Genomic DNA, 15,918 nt, shown 5'->3' with positions numbered 1-15,918 from the left:
GGCTACGCTTATTTTCCTGTTAACCTTTCCAGACCCGGTGCTAACGACGTGATGACCGTGCTGGTATCCATGCCCATTTGCGCATGAATAATTGCGCCGTCAATGAGCAGCATGATCTCATTGACGACGCGCTCATCAGCGATCTTCGTCAGCGATGCAATAATTTTCTTAGTTTCACATTTATGATTTCGGCAAATCTCTTTTATTTCGCTTTCAATATCTTCCGATTTTGCCTCGGCGCTGGCATTAATAAACGCGCAGCCGTGAAACTCGGGCGAAATAAACCATTCGTAAAGCGATGCAGATAACGCGTCAGAAGGTATTTCACCTTCCTCAAGATGTCGACGCAGCGTGGACTCAAACCAGCCAATCCATATTTCATGCCGATACTGTAAATAAGCGAGAATAAGTAAACTTTTACTCGGAAAATGGCGATAGAAAGTCACCTTTGTCACTTTCGACGCTTTAATCAGCGTATCCACGCCCGTCGCCCTGAAGCCTGTGGAATAAAACAGATCGTGCGCCGTCAGTAATATCTTATCTCTGACGCTGATTTTTGTATCATTGCCTGCGGATTCTGTTTTCACTTTTTTATAACCTCAAAACGGATGTTGACAGCGTTATTTTACAGGCATAGATTATCGCAAGTAGACAGACCTGTCTACATCATAATACGCTGAGGTAATCGCCATGAACACACGTCCTCCTTTACCGCCCTTCACACGTGAAAGCGCCATCGAAAAAGTCAGACTGGCAGAAGATGGCTGGAACAGTCGCGACCCGGCGAAAGTCGCGCTGGCCTATACGCTGGATACCCAATGGCGCAACCGCGCGGAGTTCGCCACCAACCGTGAAGAAGCGCAGGCGTTTCTGGAGCGGAAATGGAAAAAAGAGCTGGATTATCGTCTGATTAAAGAGCTCTGGGCGTTTACGGATAGCCGCATCGCCGTTCGCTATGCCTATGAATGGCATGACGATTCTGGCAACTGGTTCCGCTCGTACGGCAATGAAAACTGGGAGTTCGAGCCGGACGGATTGATGAAGCGCCGTTTTGCCTGCGTAAACGATATGCCGATAAAAGCCGCTGAGCGACTGTTCCACTGGCCGCTGGGCAGACGCCCGGACGATCACCCCTCTCTGAGCGATCTGGGGTTATAGGATTTACGCATCACTCCGGGCTCCCCCCGGGTTACCCGGAGTGATGAAGTTACAGTGCGCCCAGCTGTTTCATCAGCGTCAGGTTATCCTCAATATGCCAGTTAGCCGCAATTTTACCTTCACGAATGTCGTAAATATCCGTGGCGATAAAATCTATTTTCTGCCCCTTCCCCTTCAGCTTGCCGAATGTTCCGCTGAACGTGCCGTAAAAATGCAAATGGGAGACCACGCGATTACCTGAAATAATCATTTGCTCAACCTCGCAGCGTAAATCAGGCACGGCGGCACGAAAGGCCCGCGAGGCTAAAATAGCGCCTTCCGGCCCCTGCTTACGACCTTCCGGGGGCGTTTTATCAATAAAGTTCACCGCCAGGGCATCACGCGCCAGGGATTCATCCCCCGTGTTCCAGAACGTTGCATATTCTCTGGCAACAGATTCATTCGCAGTTAATTGCGCCTGGGGCAGGCTTTTATCCACAATAAGCTGATGAGGTTTTACCCATTCTGCCTGCGCCGAATACGCGGTGCCCGACAGTCCAATAAAAACAAGCGCCGCGAGAGCGGAACGAAAATATGTCGACCCGCTGCCGGACGCGCCGCCGATAATTAAGGTCTTACGGTTCATAATGTTTCTTCCTGCAGGTTATATAAGGGGTAGTCGGTATATCCCGTCGCGGTGCCGCCAAACAGCGTGGCGGGATCGCGCACCTGTGCCAAAGGCAACCGGTGCGCCAGTCGGAGGGGTAAATCCGGGTTAGCAATAAATGGTCGTCCGAACGCAATCAAATCGGCATAGCCCGCGGCAAGGATGTTTTCCGCTTTTTCACGATCGTAGTTGCCCGCGACGATAAGGGTTCCGCTAAAGGTCTCGCGAAGTGACTGGCGGAAATGTTCAGGTACCTGCGGCGCATCGTCCCAGTCGGCTTCCGCCAGGTGGATGTACGCGATCCCTTTTTGTTCACACCAGGCCGCAAGAGCGAGTATGGCTTCCGTCACCTGCGGATCGTTCATCCCGCGCTGGGTAATAAACGGCGAGAGACGGATGCCCGTACGCTCGCGACCAATGGCCTCAGCAATGGCGCTCAATACCTCCTGGGCAAAGCGGATCCGGTTGGCAAGCGTGCCACCGTACTCATCCGTGCGTATGTTGGATGTTTGACGCAGGAACTGGTCGATCAAATAGCCGTTTCCACCGTGAACCTCCACGCCATCAAACCCGGCCTGAACGGCATTCAGGGCGGCCTGGCGATAGTCCGCAATGATAGAGTGAATGTCATTGCGCGAGAGGGTTCTCGGCTGTGGGCAGTCAACCATCTGGCCCTCTCCCTTTTCATTCACCACCCATACCTGCGCGTCCGGCGCCAGCGCTGACGGGGCGACGGGCTTTCCATCCTGATGAAAACTGGCGTGCGACATCCGCCCTACGTGCCAGAGCTGAGAAAAAATGACCCCGCCCGCCTGATGCACGGCGCCCGTGGTGAGCTGCCATCCTGAAATCTGCTCCGGCGTATGCATGCCGGGTGTCCATGAGTAACCCTGCCCCTGAGGCGAGATCTGCGTGGCTTCCGTGATGATTAATCCCGCGCTGGCACGCTGCCGGTAATACTCCGCCATCAGCGCGGAGGGAATATTTCCCGGCTGAAGGGAACGCGCGCGGGTCATCGGTGCCATGATGATACGATTTTTCAGGTCCAGCGGACCCAGCCTGTAGCGTTCAAAAAGTGAGGTACGTTTCATGCTTCATCCCCTGTGGTTTGGATGAAATCACTTTACAGGCGGCATCTGATTTTGATAATTACGCTAAAAACAGATGCACTTTTCGGAAAATATGAATAATGGGCAAGCTCGAAGACATGGCATTACTGGTTGAGATTGCCGGGGCTGGCAGCCTTTCCGCTGCCGGACGACGCCTGTCGCTTTCCCCGGCCACCATGACGGCCAGGCTAAAGGCAATTGAAGAGCGTTACCAGACCCGCCTGTTTCATCGCTCAACGCGGTCCATCACGCTGACCCGCGCCGGGGAAGAGTTTTACCATGCTGCGCTGCGCGTGCTGGAAGAAGTGCATCATGCCGAGTCGTTACTGACGCAAAAAGAAGGCGTGCTCAGCGGCAACATTCGCCTTTCTGCACCCTCTGACTTTGGCAGACAGTATCTGAGCCCTGCCGTCGTTGAATTTTCCCGCATCCATCCTGACGTGAAATTTTTCATCTCGTTAAGAGAGCACGTTGAGGACCTGGTCGCTAACCGGCTGGATATGAGCGTACGCTTCGGTAACCTGCCGGACAGCAGTCTTGTCGTCAGAAATATCCGCCCGAATCATCGGGTGCTGGTTGCCTCCGGGCAATATCTTAACGACCGTGGCATCCCCTCCACGTTTGCAGATTTAGCCCATCATCGGTGCCTGGCGCTTGAGTCGCAGGGCGTGGTAATGAACGAATGGCGCTTTGAAACCGAGGGCGAGGAAACGGTTGTTCGCGTGGATCCTGCCATGGTGTGCGACGACGGCGCGCTGCTTCGTCAGTGGGCCCTCAGCGGGGCCGGTATCGCGGGGAAATCCTGGTGGGACGTCAAAGACGATGTTGAGACCGGAAGACTCACGGTGCTGTTTGCCGACAGCTTCACCGGCTTTAGCCGATACGATCGCAAAGATGTCGGGCTGCAGTTTGTTTACCCGCAGCGCAAGCTGCAGCCGCTTCAGGTCACGGCGTTTAGCCAGTTTTTTCTCGACTGGCTAAAAAAACATTAACATCAAAAACAGTGATACACTCGCCCGATGCAATTCATTATCCCGTCTGAACGGCTTATGACTACAAATATTGCTTTTTTCGATTTCGATGGAACGATAACTTTTTCCGATACCTTCACGCCGTTTATTTACCGTTCTGTGGATGAAAAAACGCTGCGGCGTGGAAAGCTACGCCTTCTTCCCTATATCCTCGCCTATAAAATGGGCGCGTTATCGGGATCGGTTTTACGAAAAAAAGTGGTAAGAATAGCGTTAGCTGGCAAGTCTGAAGCTGAATTAAAAAATGCAGGTCTTTTCTACAGTAAAACAGAAATTCCATCCCTGTTGCGGGAGGATGCCATGAACAAAATCAACTGGCATAAATCTCAAGGGGATACGGTGGTAGTTGTCTCTGCCTCGCTTGATTTGTACCTTAAACCCTGGTGTGAGCAGAATGGGTTGGAACTTTTATGCAGTGAAGTGGCCTTTTCAGGGGGAAAAGCCACCGGAAACTACAAACAAGGGGACTGTAGCGCTCGCTTAAAAAAAACGAAGATAATTGATAATTATGATTTATCTTCCTATAAAGACGTCTATGCCTATGGCGATACAAAAGAAGATTTAGACATGCTCTCTCTTGCCTCAATAAAATTTTATCAGTGGAAAGAAATGGTCTGAATCTGCCGCGTCATATCAAACAAACATTCAATTAATGCAGCTGCAGTTAATTTGTCACCAAAATAAGAGATAGCGCGCATTTCGGTGACAACCTCAGGATTACCCTATGAGCGGTTTTCAGGAGGAACAAAATATGAAAAAGCTTCTGATATGTTGTTTATTCGGTAACACCGCAAACTCTCTCGCCAAAAAAATGCAGTCCCTGGCAGAACAAGAAGGCTATCCACTGATGATTAGCGCCGTTGGGCTGGATAACTTCGCCAGTGTTTCCCCCGCTTTCGACGGTTTTCTTATCGCGCCGCACATTCAATACAAACTCGATGAGATAAACGACATCGTGGGAAATACGCGTTCAATTGCCATCATTGAGAGCCTTCCCTACGCGTCTCTGGACGCGAGGAAGGTGTTGAATTTCGTGAAGGAGCAGATGCCTGAACTGGCTGCCTGACAGACAAGGCCGCATCGCTATTGCGGCCTCCACTCACCCGTCGATCAAAACTCGTCTATACAAGGCTGGCCAACCTTATTAATAGCGTTGATTAGCCTGGCTCTGAGTTCAATTAACGCCGTTTCTTTCTCTTCAAGCTGCTGCAATTTGCGGCGCAGAGAGGTTTGCTTTTGCTCAGAGGTAAATTTATCGTCGACCCAGACAGCTAAAACCTCTGATATTTCGGCTAAAGTAAAGCCCAGCATTTTGGCATGTTTGATCATGTTCAAACGCTGTAAATCGACGGCGGAATAGACTTTGTAGTTATTGCTGCGATTGGGTTGTGGGATATTCTCTAACAACCCTTGCCTTTCATAGTAACGGACCGTCTCTTTCGATAATCCCGTTTTCGTACACAGTTCGCCAATTCGCATTGCGTCGTCCTTATCTTGTAAAAATCACGCTTGACCGTGTACCTAAGTGCACGGTTTATCCTGTGATGCACAAATTAGGGAAACGGGATTTAAGGTATGAACTCTTTTGATTATACAGGAAAAACAGCGCTGATTACCGGGGCATCTTCGGGAATAGGTCGTGATTTCGCCAGACAACTCGCCGCTCGCGGCGTGGCATTGATCCTGATAGCCCGCTCAGAGCAAAAGCTTCAGGCGCTTGCCGCTGAGTTAGTCAGAAAGCATGGCGTTTCCGTTACGGTTATCGTGCAGGACTTAGTGAAATCAGAAGCCATCCCCCACATTGCAGAACGGCTTGAAACCTTAAGGCGTTTCCCCGACATTTTGATCAATTGCGCCGGGTTTGCCACCTATGGGCCATTCGAAGAACTGTCAATCGACAGGCAGCGTGATGAGATCAACGTGAATTGCCTGGCCCCTGTGGAACTCACTCACGCCATGCTGCCGGGAATGCTGCAGAAAGGCTCCGGGGTGATTATTAATGTTGCCTCTACTGCCGCGATGCAGCCTGACCCTTATATGGCGATTTATGGCGCAACCAAAGCATTCCTGCTCTCGTTTTCAAACGCGCTGTGGGGAGAATACCGCTCAAAGGGTATTCGCGTGTTGGCGCTTTGTCCCGGTGCCACAGATACGGCTTTTTTTGATGTAGTGAACGCTGAGGAAGCCTCAGTAGGTAAAAGAATGCCCGCGGACAAAGTGGTCACTCTGGCGTTAGAGGCCGTGGACACTAACCGTAACTACGTAATTACCGGATGCGGCAACTGGCTTCTGGGCCAGCTACACCGCTTCGTGACGCGCAGGCGTCTGGTGCTCATCGTCGAAAAAATATTGCGCCCACGATCGGCTTAAGCAAAATACTGACGTTTCAGTGCAAGGGAATTGCGCTGAAACCCTCACAATTCGCAGACAGATAGATGCCATAGTACGCGAAAAACAGTGATACACTTACCCCCACCTGGTTGATCGTCCCGTCTGAACGGCTCATGACGAAAACGCATGTAACCAAAATACGAAATGGTCACTCGTTGTCAATCCTGGCCCGTCACGCTAAGCTTAAATAATGACTAAAAATATGAACGCCCCATCAACACGTGGTCCCCTTGACCACTCTGTCAGAGAGCAAATCGTCGAAGCGGCTTTTGAGCACTTCGGTCACTATGGCTATGAAAAAACCACCGTAGCCGAACTGGCTAAATCCATCGGTTTTTCAAAGTCCTATATTTATAAGTTTTTCGATTCCAAACAAGCAATTGGTGAAGTGATCTGCGCTAACCGCCTGGAGCTGATCATGGCGGCCGTGCTTGCCGCCATCAATGATGCGCCGTCAGCAAGCGAGAAATTACGCCGTCTTTTCAAAGCGCTCACCGAGGCAGGAAGCGAGCTGTTTTTCCACGATCGTAAGCTTTACGACATTGCCGCCGTTGCCGCACGCGACCAGTGGCCTTCGACAGAACGGTATGCAGAAAGCCTGATGAAGCTGATTGAGAGCATCATTATCGAAGGCAGGCAGGCGGGCGAGTTCGAGAGAAAAACGCCGCTGGATGAGGTCACTCAGGCCATCCACATGGTGATGTGTCCTTACATTAATCCCGTACAGCTGCAGTACAACCTCGAAACGGCCCCGGCGGCAGCGGTGCTGCTCTCTTCACTGATTTTAAGAAGCCTGGCCCCCTAATTTGTGACCATTGACATTATTGGTCACTAGTCAGAGAATGCGGATATCGTCCTGTTACGTCTATAAGGTATCCCATGCTCAGGCTCACTTCAGCCCACGTTGCCGCTTGTCTCCTGCCGTTTGCCCTGGTGGCGTGCGGCGATAATTCCGCGAGTGACGATCCGCGCACTCAGCCACCGCTTGTCAGATCCACCTCCGTCGAACTTGCGAACCATACCGCCCGCTCCTTTACGGGCGTGGTGGTCGCCAGAACGCAAAGCGATTTGGGTTTCAGGGTTCAGGGAAAAATCCTCGAACGCCTGGTTGATACCGGGCAGACCGTCAAACAAGGCCAGCCGTTGCTGCGCCTCGACCCGGTTGACCTCAAATTACAGGCCCAGGCACAGCAGCGCACGGTGGATGCAGCCCAGGCGCGTGCGAAAAAAGCGTCCAGCGATGAGGCGCGTTATCGCGGCCTTGTGGCATCCGGTGCCGTATCTGCCTCGGAGTATGACCAGATCAAAGCGGCGGCCGATACGGCCAGGGCCGAGCTCAGCGCTGCCCGCGCGCAGGCCAACGTGGCGCAAAACGCCACGGGCTATGCCGTACTGCTGGCGGATTCAGACGGCGTGGTGATGGAGACGCTCGCCGAACCGGGCCAGGTCGTCAGCGCCGGGCAGGTGGTGATCCGGCTCGCCAGGGCAGGACAGCGCGAAGCGCTGGTGCAGTTCCCGGAGACCTTGCGCCCTGCCGTCGGCAGCGCAGCGCAGGCCACGCTGTATGGCAATGAAAAACACCCGGTCACCGCAACGCTGCGCCAGCTTTCTGATTCAGCCGACGCCACCACCCGCACCTTTGAAGCACGATACGTCCTCGAAGGCGCGCTGGCCAACGCGCCGCTGGGGGCCACCGTCACGCTGAACATTGAAGACACGAAAGCGCAGGGTCAGATCATGCAGGTCCCGCTGGCCTCACTCTACGATGCGGGCAAAGGCCCCGGCGTCTGGCGCATTTCTGCGCCGCCGGCAAAGGTCGCATGGACGCCCGTCAACGTGCTGAGCGTGGGTGAAGCTGCGGCGCAGGTCACGGGTGGCGTAAAGCCCGGCGAGAAGATTGTTGCGTTAGGCGCACATCTTCTGCACGAGGGTGAAGTCGTCAGGCTTGCTGAACAACGCAATGCCGCCCATGCGGAGAACACGCCATGAGCGGAAGCCGCTTTAACCTGTCAGCGCTTGCCGTTCGCGAGCGTTCAGTCACGCTGTTTCTGATCGTTCTCGTGACGATTGCCGGTATTTACGCCTTTTTTGGGCTCGGACGCGCGGAAGATCCGCCCTTCACCGTCAAGCAAATGACGGTGATTACCGTCTGGCAGGGTGCCACCGCGCAGGAAATCCAGGATCAGGTTGCCGAACCGCTGGAAAAGCGCCTGCAGGAACTCAAATGGTATGACCGTACGGAAACCTATACCCGTCCCGGCATGGCCTTTATCACCTTATCATTGCAGGACAAAACGCCGCCCGCAGAGGTGCAGGAAGAGTTCTACCAGGCGCGGAAGAAGCTTGGAGACGAGTCCCAGCGCCTCCCGGCGGGCGTCATCGGCCCGATGATGAATGACGAATTCGCGGATGTCACCTTTGCCCTTTTTGCCCTCAAAGCGAAAGGCGAACCCCAGCGGCAGCTGGTACGTGATGCCGAAGGCCTGCGCCAGCAGCTTCTGCACGTTCCTGGCGTGAAAAAAGTGAACATTATCGGTGAACAGGCCGAACGGATTTATATCTCCTTCTCGCACGATCGACTGGCGACGATGGGGCTCTCGCAGCAGGATATTTTCAATGCGCTCAATAGCCAGAACGCGTTGACCGCCGCGGGCGCCATTGAGACCCGGGGCGCGCAGATCTTCATCCGCCTGGACGGTGCTTTCGATGAACTGCAGAAGATCCGCGATACGCCATTCGTTGCTCAGGGAAAAACGCTCAAGCTCTCCGATGTGGCGACGGTTGAACGCGGCTACGAAGATCCGCCCACGATGCTGATACGCAATCAGCATGAACCCGCCCTTCTGCTGGGCATCGTAATGCGCGAAGGCTGGAACGGCCTGTCGCTGGGTAAAGCGCTGGATGCGGAAACGGCGAAAATTAACGATAACCTGCCTCTCGGCATGACCCTGACCAAAGTCACCGATCAGTCCGTGAATATCCGCTCGTCGGTCGATGAGTTTATGATCAAATTCTTCGTTGCCCTGCTTGTGGTCATGGTGGTCTGTTTTGTCAGCATGGGCTGGCGCGTGGGCGTGGTGGTGGCAGCGGCGGTCCCGCTGACGCTGGCGGTCGTCTTCGTAGTGATGGAGGCCGCGGGGATAAATTTTGACCGCGTCACGCTGGGCTCCCTGATCCTCGCCCTCGGCTTACTGGTGGATGATGCCATTATCGCCATCGAAATGATGGTGGTGAAGATGGAGGAAGGTTACGACAGAATCAAAGCCTCAGCCTACGCCTGGAGCCATACCGCCGCGCCCATGCTGGCAGGTACCCTGGTGACGGCTATCGGCTTTATGCCGAATGGTTTTGCCCAGTCGACCGCCGGGGAATACACCAGCAATATGTTCTGGATTGTCGGTCTCGCCCTGATTGCGTCGTGGTTTGTCGCCGTGGTGTTCACGCCTTATCTGGGTGTGAAGATCCTGCCGAACATTCCAAAAGTGGAAGGTGGTCATGCCGCCATCTATAACACGCCCCGATACAACCGTTTTCGCCAGCTGCTTGGCCGCGTTATCGCCAGAAAATGGCGGGTGGCCGGTTCGGTGGTCGCCATCTTCATTCTGGCCGTGCTCGGCATGGGGATGGTGAAAAAACAATTTTTCCCGACCTCCGATCGCCCTGAAGTGTTGGTTGAAGTTCAGATGCCCTACGGCACGTCGATTGCCCAGACCAGCGCCGCCACCGCAAAAATAGAAGCATGGCTGAGCAAGCAGCCGGAGGCCAAAATCGTTACCGCCTATATTGGTCAGGGTTCACCCCGTTTTTATCTGGCAATGGCCCCCGAGCTGCCCGACCCTTCATTTGCGAAAATCGTGATCCTGACGGACAGCGAGACGTCGCGCGAGGCGCTCAAGTTCAGGCTCAGGGAGGCCGTCGCCAGCGGCCTTGCGCCCGAAGCGCGAGTGAGGGTGACGCAGCTGGTGTTTGGCCCGTACTCTCCCTTCCCGGTTGCCTGGCGCGTTTCAGGGCCGGATGTCGAAAACGTGCGTGACATCGCTGATAAGGTAAAAGCCGTGCTCCAGGCCAGCCCGATGATGCGAACCGTCAACACCGACTGGGGGTCACGCGTGCCCGTATTACATTTCACCCTCGATCAGAACCGCCTGCAGGCCACCGGCTTAACCTCCAGCGCCGTCGCCCAGCAGCTCCAGTTCCTGTTATCAGGCGTACCCATTACCTCCGTGCGGGAAGATATTCGTTCGGTAGAGGTGATTGGCCGTGCGGCGGGTGATATCCGTCTTGACCCGGCAAAAATCGAGGGCTTCACCCTCGTGGGTAATGCGGGACAGCGTGTTCCGCTGTCTCAGATCGGCAAAATTGAGATCGGCATGGAAGACCCACTCCTGCGCCGTCGCGATCGCACCCCCACGATTACCGTGCGGGGCGATATCGCCGACAATCTCCAGCCACCGGACGTGTCGGTCGCTATCATGAAACAGCTCCAGCCGATTGTTGATGCGCTGCCGGCCGGCTACCGTATCGACATGGCAGGTTCTATTGAAGAATCGGGTAAAGCTACGCAGGCCATGTTACCGCTGTTCCCGATCATGATTGCCCTGACGCTATTGATCATCATTTTGCAGGTGCGTTCACTTTCGGCGATGGTGATGGTGTTTCTTACCGCTCCGCTGGGGTTGATTGGCGTAGTGCCTACCCTGCTGCTTTTCAATCAGCCGTTTGGCATCAACGCCCTGGTGGGCTTAATTGCTCTGTCAGGCATTCTTATGCGCAATACGCTGATTCTGATCGGTCAAATCGATCATAACCAGAAGGACGGCCTCGATCCGTTCCAGGCGGTAGTCGAAGCAACGGTCCAGCGGGCACGCCCGGTATTACTGACCGCAATGGCCGCCGTGCTGGCGTTCATTCCTCTGACGCATTCCGTATTCTGGGGAACGCTGGCCTGGACGCTGATCGGCGGAACGTTAGGTGGGACGATCATTACGCTCGTCTTCCTGCCCGCGATGTATGCGATCTGGTTCCGGATCCGCCCTGTAGAACAACGCGTGCAGCAACGTACGGAAAACGTGTAAACTACCATCAGTAGATAATTGATTTGAGGAAAGCATGGTTGTTAAGCGCTTAAGAAAAGAGGACCGCCGCGTGCAGCTGCTGGAGGTTGCGCGTGGAATTGTCCGCCAGCAAGGCACGGAGGCACTGACGCTGGGCTATCTGGCTGAACGGGCCAACGTGACAAAGCCCATTCCCTACGATCACTTTGGCGATCGCGAAGGGTTGCTGATGGCGCTGTACCAGGATTATAGCGATCGGCAACTGGCGAAATTCCGTGAGACGCTGGCGGTAGACAGCAAAACGCTGGAAAAGACGATCCGCTTTTTCAGCGCTGCCTATATTGATTGCGCGATTTCCGCTGGCCCGGAAACCGGGCCGATCGCCGCGGCGCTGTCCGGTTCCCACGCGCTGCAGACGTTCCGCGAGGCATGCGTGGCCGAGTGTGCCGACTGTCTGCGCACCGCGCTTTCTCCTTTTATCGTGCTGAAAGGTGTCCAGGGGGAAGCGGTGCTGACGGCCATCATTGGTGCGGCAGATGCGCTCAGTACCGCCGCGGGTAACGGCGTACTCGCCCGAAATGTTGCGGAAGATATGCTCAGCGGCGCGATGTCCGGCGTGCTGGAAACCTACGCGAATAGCACAAAATGATCGTAGCAGGCGGATTGACACTTAAGTTACCAATAGTAATATAGGTGTCAATCCTACCCCTGTTGAGGTTGCTATGTCTGCTACAAATGTCATCAAGAATGCGCTGATCGTGACGGCTCACCCTGTCGATAATTCGTTATCCCATTCACTGGCAAATCGCATTGCCGGACAGCTTCGCGAGCAAGGTACGCAGGTCGAGATTGCTGACCTGCATGCCGAAGGCTTTAATCCGGCAATGTCTCGCCCCGATCTGGATTTGTATCACGGTGATGCCAGCGCGCTTCCCGACGATATTCAGCGCGAGCAGCAGCGCGTTGATCGTGCGGACAAGCTGGTATTTGTCTTCCCGGTGTACTGGTGGTCTGTTCCCGGCCTGCTGAAAGGCTGGTTCGATCGCGTGCTGACGCTGAACTGGGCGTACAAGGTGGCAGAAGATGGCCGGATTGTGGGTAACTTACGTGACGTTCCCGTTCACCTTATTGCGACTGCTGGCACCGATGTTAGCGGGTTCGATAAGCATGGTTATTCAACGGCGATTCAGACGCAGATCGTCGAGGGCGTCTTCGGCTTCTGCGGTTTGAAGAACGTCACGCTCGATATTCTCTATCAGGCCGATACGGCGACGCCTGCTCAGGTTGAGGATTTCCTGCGGGGCCTGGACAGTATTAAATAATAACGGCCAGCACGTTTCAGAAAATCCGGGTGATCCCTTTTTTTCGGCACTGAAGAAAGTGCAACGCTAACGGCACGCCTACCCAAGTTAGTGTATTGAAGAAAATATTTCACCCGCGATATAACTGAATGGACTTTTTCGCCGATCGCGAAATAAATAAGCAAAGGTCTTTATATGTATCAGTCAGTTCAGCCAACAACCACTCTCACCACCACCGGCACCTTCGGCGGCGTGAGCGTATCTGTAGCGAACAACTGACAAACAGATCCTCATCCCCCGCCAATCTGGACGGGGAAATGTGTCTCCGTTCATCATCTTCTGAATGGAGAAAGAAAATGGTTTCATCTGACAATGCTCTCTTAGTTATCGACATGCAGCAGGGACTCTTCAATGGCCCGGTTTCCCCCTGTTCCGCCGATACCGTTCTGGCAAATATCCGTTTATTAATAGCCAAAGCGCGTCACGCGCAGGTGCCCGTCTTTTTTGCCCGCCATACCGGGCCTGATAACTCTCCGTTTTCAGAGAAGAGTCCGTTAACAAGCCTGGTACCCGAACTGGAGGTGAAGCGTGAGGTGGATGTTGTTTTCACAAAGCGCTATCCCAGCTGTTTTCGGGATACCGTATTGCAGCGTGAACTTAATCAGAGAGGCATCAAACAGCTGGTCATTGCCGGGATGAAGACAGAGTTTTGTGTCGATACCACTTGTCGGATTGCACCGGAACTGGGTTTCAGGACGGTATTGATTTCAGATGCGCATACTACAATGGATAATGAATATTTATCTGCCAATGACATCATTACTCATCACAACAGCACGCTGGCAGGTCCATTCGTGACGTTGTCGACTGCCAGTGACTGGCATTTTAATACGGTCAGTTGAATCAGCGGGATCTTGTCTATCTTGCCCGGCTCGCCTTTCCGCGCGCCGGGCACAAGACAGAATCCCTACAGGGAAAAACCACCGTCACCCACTTGCGCCTGAGCGTACCATTTCATCAGCTCCGCGGTGCCGGGCGCGTTTTCAGCCGGTGACCACGGGGCGGTATCGTGTTCAGCTACGGGCTGATAACCACCGTGTTTCACCTCAAAAATGACGCCGCCTTTATCCAGTGACAGCACGGCATGCCAGGTACCTGCGTCCATCTCCAGTACTTTACACTCTTCACCTAACACAACGCGCTGGGTCACGGTACCGTTGTCATCAAAATTCAGCACCAGAAAGCGGCCGCTAAGCGCGGTCAGCAGTTCAAACGTGTGCGGGTGACGATGGGGGCGAACATAGGTACCGGGCTCCATGGCAATGGCCAGACGCTGCACCGGGTCGCTCAGTTCAGGATGTAAATTACGATGCGCGCGTAAGCGAGGGGAATTTGCGGCCTGCTCGCTCTGTTGCTGCAGGTCACTGAAAGTAATTTGTTTCATATACACCTTTGTGAATGGGGTCAGACGACGGCAACCCGCTTGCCGCAGGACGTTATACCATTTGGAACAGTCGCTGAGCCATGGCATTTGTGAAACAAATCGCTGCAGGGAGATATTACGCAAGGCCGATGTCCAAAGCGCCACTTTTCGCGGCGACAGAGCACCCAACATTGAGTAAAACTCACATTGATGCTCACTATTTATCGTTTTTCAAACATAGCCACCATGAAATATCATCCTTTTAAACCTGCTTGATTAGTGAATTTAAAAAAACATCGATATACAAACGATAAATAATACCGCGCGCATATGGAGCACCTATGACACTCGATATTCTATTTCATGTAATGAAAATTTTTCCGCCACATAAAAACAGTACCAATGAAAATATACATGAGTTTATAAAGCTTCTTTCAGCAGAAAAGGAAAATTCAGAAGTGCTGTCACCCTTTATCCATCGACTGCATCTCCTGGCTTTCGCTCAGGGTAACCCGGGTAACGCCGAGGAACTGCTCGCAGCGCATTTACCAAAAGATGAGGGGAACCTCCCGCTGCTTGACTTCGCAGGCTGGCCCCAGGTGCGTTACGCTGCGTCAGGCGAAGTGCAGACGCCTGAATCTGAGGATTACTTCCGTAAAATGACCTCGGCTGCCAATCTGTTACGTTCTGCGCTGATCGATGCCGAACGCGAAAAGGGGACGCCTGCGCTTTATATTCTGGATAAATTACTCAACCTGAACAGCGCGCTGCCGGAAAGATATAAGAAAATGGCCAATATTCCCTACGCATAAATACACTCCACAGGCAGGATATTCCGAAAGGAATATCCTGCACTTAAAGAGTATTAAAACCTTTTTTCATCGTCATCCAGATAAACAATGTCCAGAGAAGGAACAACCGGCGTATGGAAATTAAGCCAGGTCAGCAGGCATTCAATGCTCTGTGTTCTGAGCGAATTTTTCGGCCAAACAATATAGTAGCCGTCGCCCGTCGCGATAGCTTCCCTGAAAGGCAGCGCAAGCAGTCCACCCTCAAGCGCCTCGCGGGTAAGACAAAGATCGGCCATCGCGACGCCATGGCCGTTCATGGCGGCCAGGCTTCCCTGCTCCAGGGTGTCGAACACTATTCCTCCACTCACGTCGAGCCCGGAGAATAACCCCGTTCTTTTCAGCCAGCGCCTCCAGTCCCGCCGGTCCCGTGAGGGATGGATAAGATCGCACTGTGGAAGCTGATGCCGGGCAGATTCAAGCAATGACGGGGTACAGACCGGAATGAGCCATTCGCTGAAAAGCAACCGGCTTTCTGTTGACTCACCAAAATAGCCATTACCGAGGAGGATCGCACAATCGTAAGGCTCACGGCTGAAGTCAACCGTGTCAAAGTCCATCCAGACGCTGGCAATTTCCACTTTGGGTTTTGCATGGTTATCACGAAAGGTTTTCAGAACATGAAGAAGCCACTTCATCGTCAGGGAGCTGGGTGCTTTAAGGCGCAAAAGGTGGTTTTCACTTTTGAATGCGCGACAGGCCCACTCAATGCTGGTGAAACTCTCGCTAAGTTGCCCGGCCAGAACGCGTCCGGCGTCACTGACCTCGACTCTCGGGCCCTGCCGTTTAAAAAGCTCACAGTCGAACCACATTTCAAGCGTCCGGACATGCCTGCTGACCGCCCCCGGCGTGATATTGAGCGCTTCAGCGGCCTTGCTGAAGGAGTTCAGCCGTGCGGCAACTTCAAAAGCGCGCAGGGCATACAGTGGAGGTAAGGACATAGTTTCCCTTTCAGTG

The 15,918-nt window shown here is 53.6% G+C and carries 18 protein-coding genes; 12 read left to right on the top strand and 6 right to left on the bottom strand.

The features are described from left to right. Window positions 1-8: 8 nt before the first annotated feature. The gene (locus tag E3U32_RS20095) at window positions 9-587 is read right to left on the bottom strand and encodes a TetR/AcrR family transcriptional regulator (protein ID WP_134350187.1); all 579 of its coding nucleotides are present in this window, start codon (window positions 585-587) and stop codon (window positions 9-11) included. Between the two features lie 103 nt (window positions 588-690). On the opposite strand from E3U32_RS20095, the gene E3U32_RS20090 reads away from it, so the two are divergent. Next, a complete protein-coding gene (locus E3U32_RS20090; protein ID WP_134350186.1) occupies window positions 691-1,158 on the top strand; it encodes a DUF1348 family protein in 468 nt (155 codons plus the stop codon). A gap of 49 nt (window positions 1,159-1,207) precedes the next feature. Here E3U32_RS20090 and E3U32_RS20085 read toward each other — a convergent pair whose 3' ends face one another. Beyond that, window positions 1,208-1,783 carry an ester cyclase gene (locus tag E3U32_RS20085; protein ID WP_134350185.1) on the bottom strand — a complete coding sequence of 192 codons (576 nt, stop codon included), beginning with the start codon at window positions 1,781-1,783 and terminating at the stop codon, window positions 1,208-1,210. Then, window positions 1,780-2,895 carry an alkene reductase gene (locus E3U32_RS20080; protein WP_134350184.1) on the bottom strand — a complete coding sequence of 372 codons (1,116 nt, stop codon included), beginning with the start codon at window positions 2,893-2,895 and terminating at the stop codon, window positions 1,780-1,782. The genes E3U32_RS20085 and E3U32_RS20080 overlap by 4 nt, the downstream gene beginning before the upstream one ends. 98 nt (window positions 2,896-2,993) lie before the next feature. On the opposite strand from E3U32_RS20080, the gene E3U32_RS20075 reads away from it, so the two are divergent. From E3U32_RS20075 to E3U32_RS20065, 3 genes are all read left to right on the top strand, one after another. Then, complete coding sequence (locus E3U32_RS20075; RefSeq protein WP_134350183.1) at window positions 2,994-3,905, top strand: LysR family transcriptional regulator; 912 nt, start codon at window positions 2,994-2,996, stop codon at window positions 3,903-3,905. A 57-nt stretch (window positions 3,906-3,962) separates the two neighbouring features. Further along, window positions 3,963-4,562, top strand: coding sequence for an HAD-IB family hydrolase (locus E3U32_RS20070; RefSeq protein ID WP_134350182.1), 600 nt, complete (start codon window positions 3,963-3,965; stop codon window positions 4,560-4,562). Window positions 4,563-4,695: 133 nt separating this feature from the next. Beyond that, window positions 4,696-5,010: a PTS sugar transporter subunit IIB gene (locus tag E3U32_RS20065; RefSeq protein WP_134350181.1), complete on the top strand. Its 315-nt coding sequence runs from the start codon at window positions 4,696-4,698 to the stop codon at window positions 5,008-5,010. A gap of 44 nt (window positions 5,011-5,054) precedes the next feature. On the opposite strand, the gene E3U32_RS20060 is transcribed toward E3U32_RS20065, so the two are convergent. Continuing rightward, on the bottom strand, window positions 5,055-5,423 hold the full coding sequence (locus E3U32_RS20060; RefSeq protein ID WP_134350180.1) for a MerR family transcriptional regulator: 369 nt from the start codon (window positions 5,421-5,423) through the stop codon (window positions 5,055-5,057). Between the two features lie 96 nt (window positions 5,424-5,519). On the opposite strand from E3U32_RS20060, the gene E3U32_RS20055 reads away from it, so the two are divergent. The 7 genes from E3U32_RS20055 to E3U32_RS20025 all read left to right on the top strand — a co-directional run bounded on the left by E3U32_RS20055 (window position 5,520) and on the right by E3U32_RS20025 (window position 13,592). Next, on the top strand, window positions 5,520-6,314 hold the full coding sequence (locus tag E3U32_RS20055; protein WP_134350179.1) for an SDR family NAD(P)-dependent oxidoreductase: 795 nt from the start codon (window positions 5,520-5,522) through the stop codon (window positions 6,312-6,314). 211 nt (window positions 6,315-6,525) lie between these two features. Further along, on the top strand, window positions 6,526-7,140 hold the full coding sequence (locus tag E3U32_RS20050) for a TetR/AcrR family transcriptional regulator (RefSeq protein WP_134350178.1): 615 nt from the start codon (window positions 6,526-6,528) through the stop codon (window positions 7,138-7,140). Window positions 7,141-7,214: 74 nt separating this feature from the next. Continuing rightward, a complete protein-coding gene (locus E3U32_RS20045) occupies window positions 7,215-8,324 on the top strand; it encodes an efflux RND transporter periplasmic adaptor subunit (protein WP_134350177.1) in 1,110 nt (369 codons plus the stop codon). Continuing rightward, window positions 8,321-11,410: an efflux RND transporter permease subunit gene (locus tag E3U32_RS20040; protein WP_134350176.1), complete on the top strand. Its 3,090-nt coding sequence runs from the start codon at window positions 8,321-8,323 to the stop codon at window positions 11,408-11,410. Before E3U32_RS20045 ends, E3U32_RS20040 begins: the two co-directional genes overlap by 4 nt. Window positions 11,411-11,444: 34 nt before the next feature. Continuing rightward, complete coding sequence (locus E3U32_RS20035; protein ID WP_134350175.1) at window positions 11,445-12,038, top strand: TetR/AcrR family transcriptional regulator; 594 nt, start codon at window positions 11,445-11,447, stop codon at window positions 12,036-12,038. 73 nt (window positions 12,039-12,111) lie between these two features. Beyond that, window positions 12,112-12,711, top strand: coding sequence for an NAD(P)H-dependent oxidoreductase (locus tag E3U32_RS20030; RefSeq protein ID WP_134350174.1), 600 nt, complete (start codon window positions 12,112-12,114; stop codon window positions 12,709-12,711). A gap of 335 nt (window positions 12,712-13,046) precedes the next feature. Further along, the gene (locus E3U32_RS20025) at window positions 13,047-13,592 is read left to right on the top strand and encodes a cysteine hydrolase family protein (RefSeq protein WP_134350173.1); all 546 of its coding nucleotides are present in this window, start codon (window positions 13,047-13,049) and stop codon (window positions 13,590-13,592) included. A gap of 65 nt (window positions 13,593-13,657) precedes the next feature. Here the strand turns inward: E3U32_RS20025 and E3U32_RS20020 are convergent, their stop codons facing one another. Continuing rightward, window positions 13,658-14,134: a WbuC family cupin fold metalloprotein gene (locus E3U32_RS20020; protein WP_134350172.1), complete on the bottom strand. Its 477-nt coding sequence runs from the start codon at window positions 14,132-14,134 to the stop codon at window positions 13,658-13,660. 320 nt (window positions 14,135-14,454) lie between these two features. On the opposite strand from E3U32_RS20020, the gene E3U32_RS20015 reads away from it, so the two are divergent. Next, window positions 14,455-14,925 (top strand): hypothetical protein, encoded by a 471-nt coding sequence (locus E3U32_RS20015; protein WP_134350171.1) that lies wholly within the window; start codon window positions 14,455-14,457, stop codon window positions 14,923-14,925. 53 nt (window positions 14,926-14,978) lie between these two features. On the opposite strand, the gene E3U32_RS20010 is transcribed toward E3U32_RS20015, so the two are convergent. Next, window positions 14,979-15,902, bottom strand: coding sequence for a LysR substrate-binding domain-containing protein (locus E3U32_RS20010; protein ID WP_134350170.1), 924 nt, complete (start codon window positions 15,900-15,902; stop codon window positions 14,979-14,981). Window positions 15,903-15,918: the final 16 nt, after the last annotated feature.

This window comes from Lelliottia nimipressuralis (genome assembly GCF_004402045.1).
Classification (GTDB): Bacteria; Pseudomonadota; Gammaproteobacteria; order Enterobacterales; family Enterobacteriaceae; genus Enterobacter; species Enterobacter chinensis.
The sequence above is the reverse complement of the archived record's forward strand: the minus strand, read 5'-3'. Positions and strand labels throughout refer to the sequence as shown.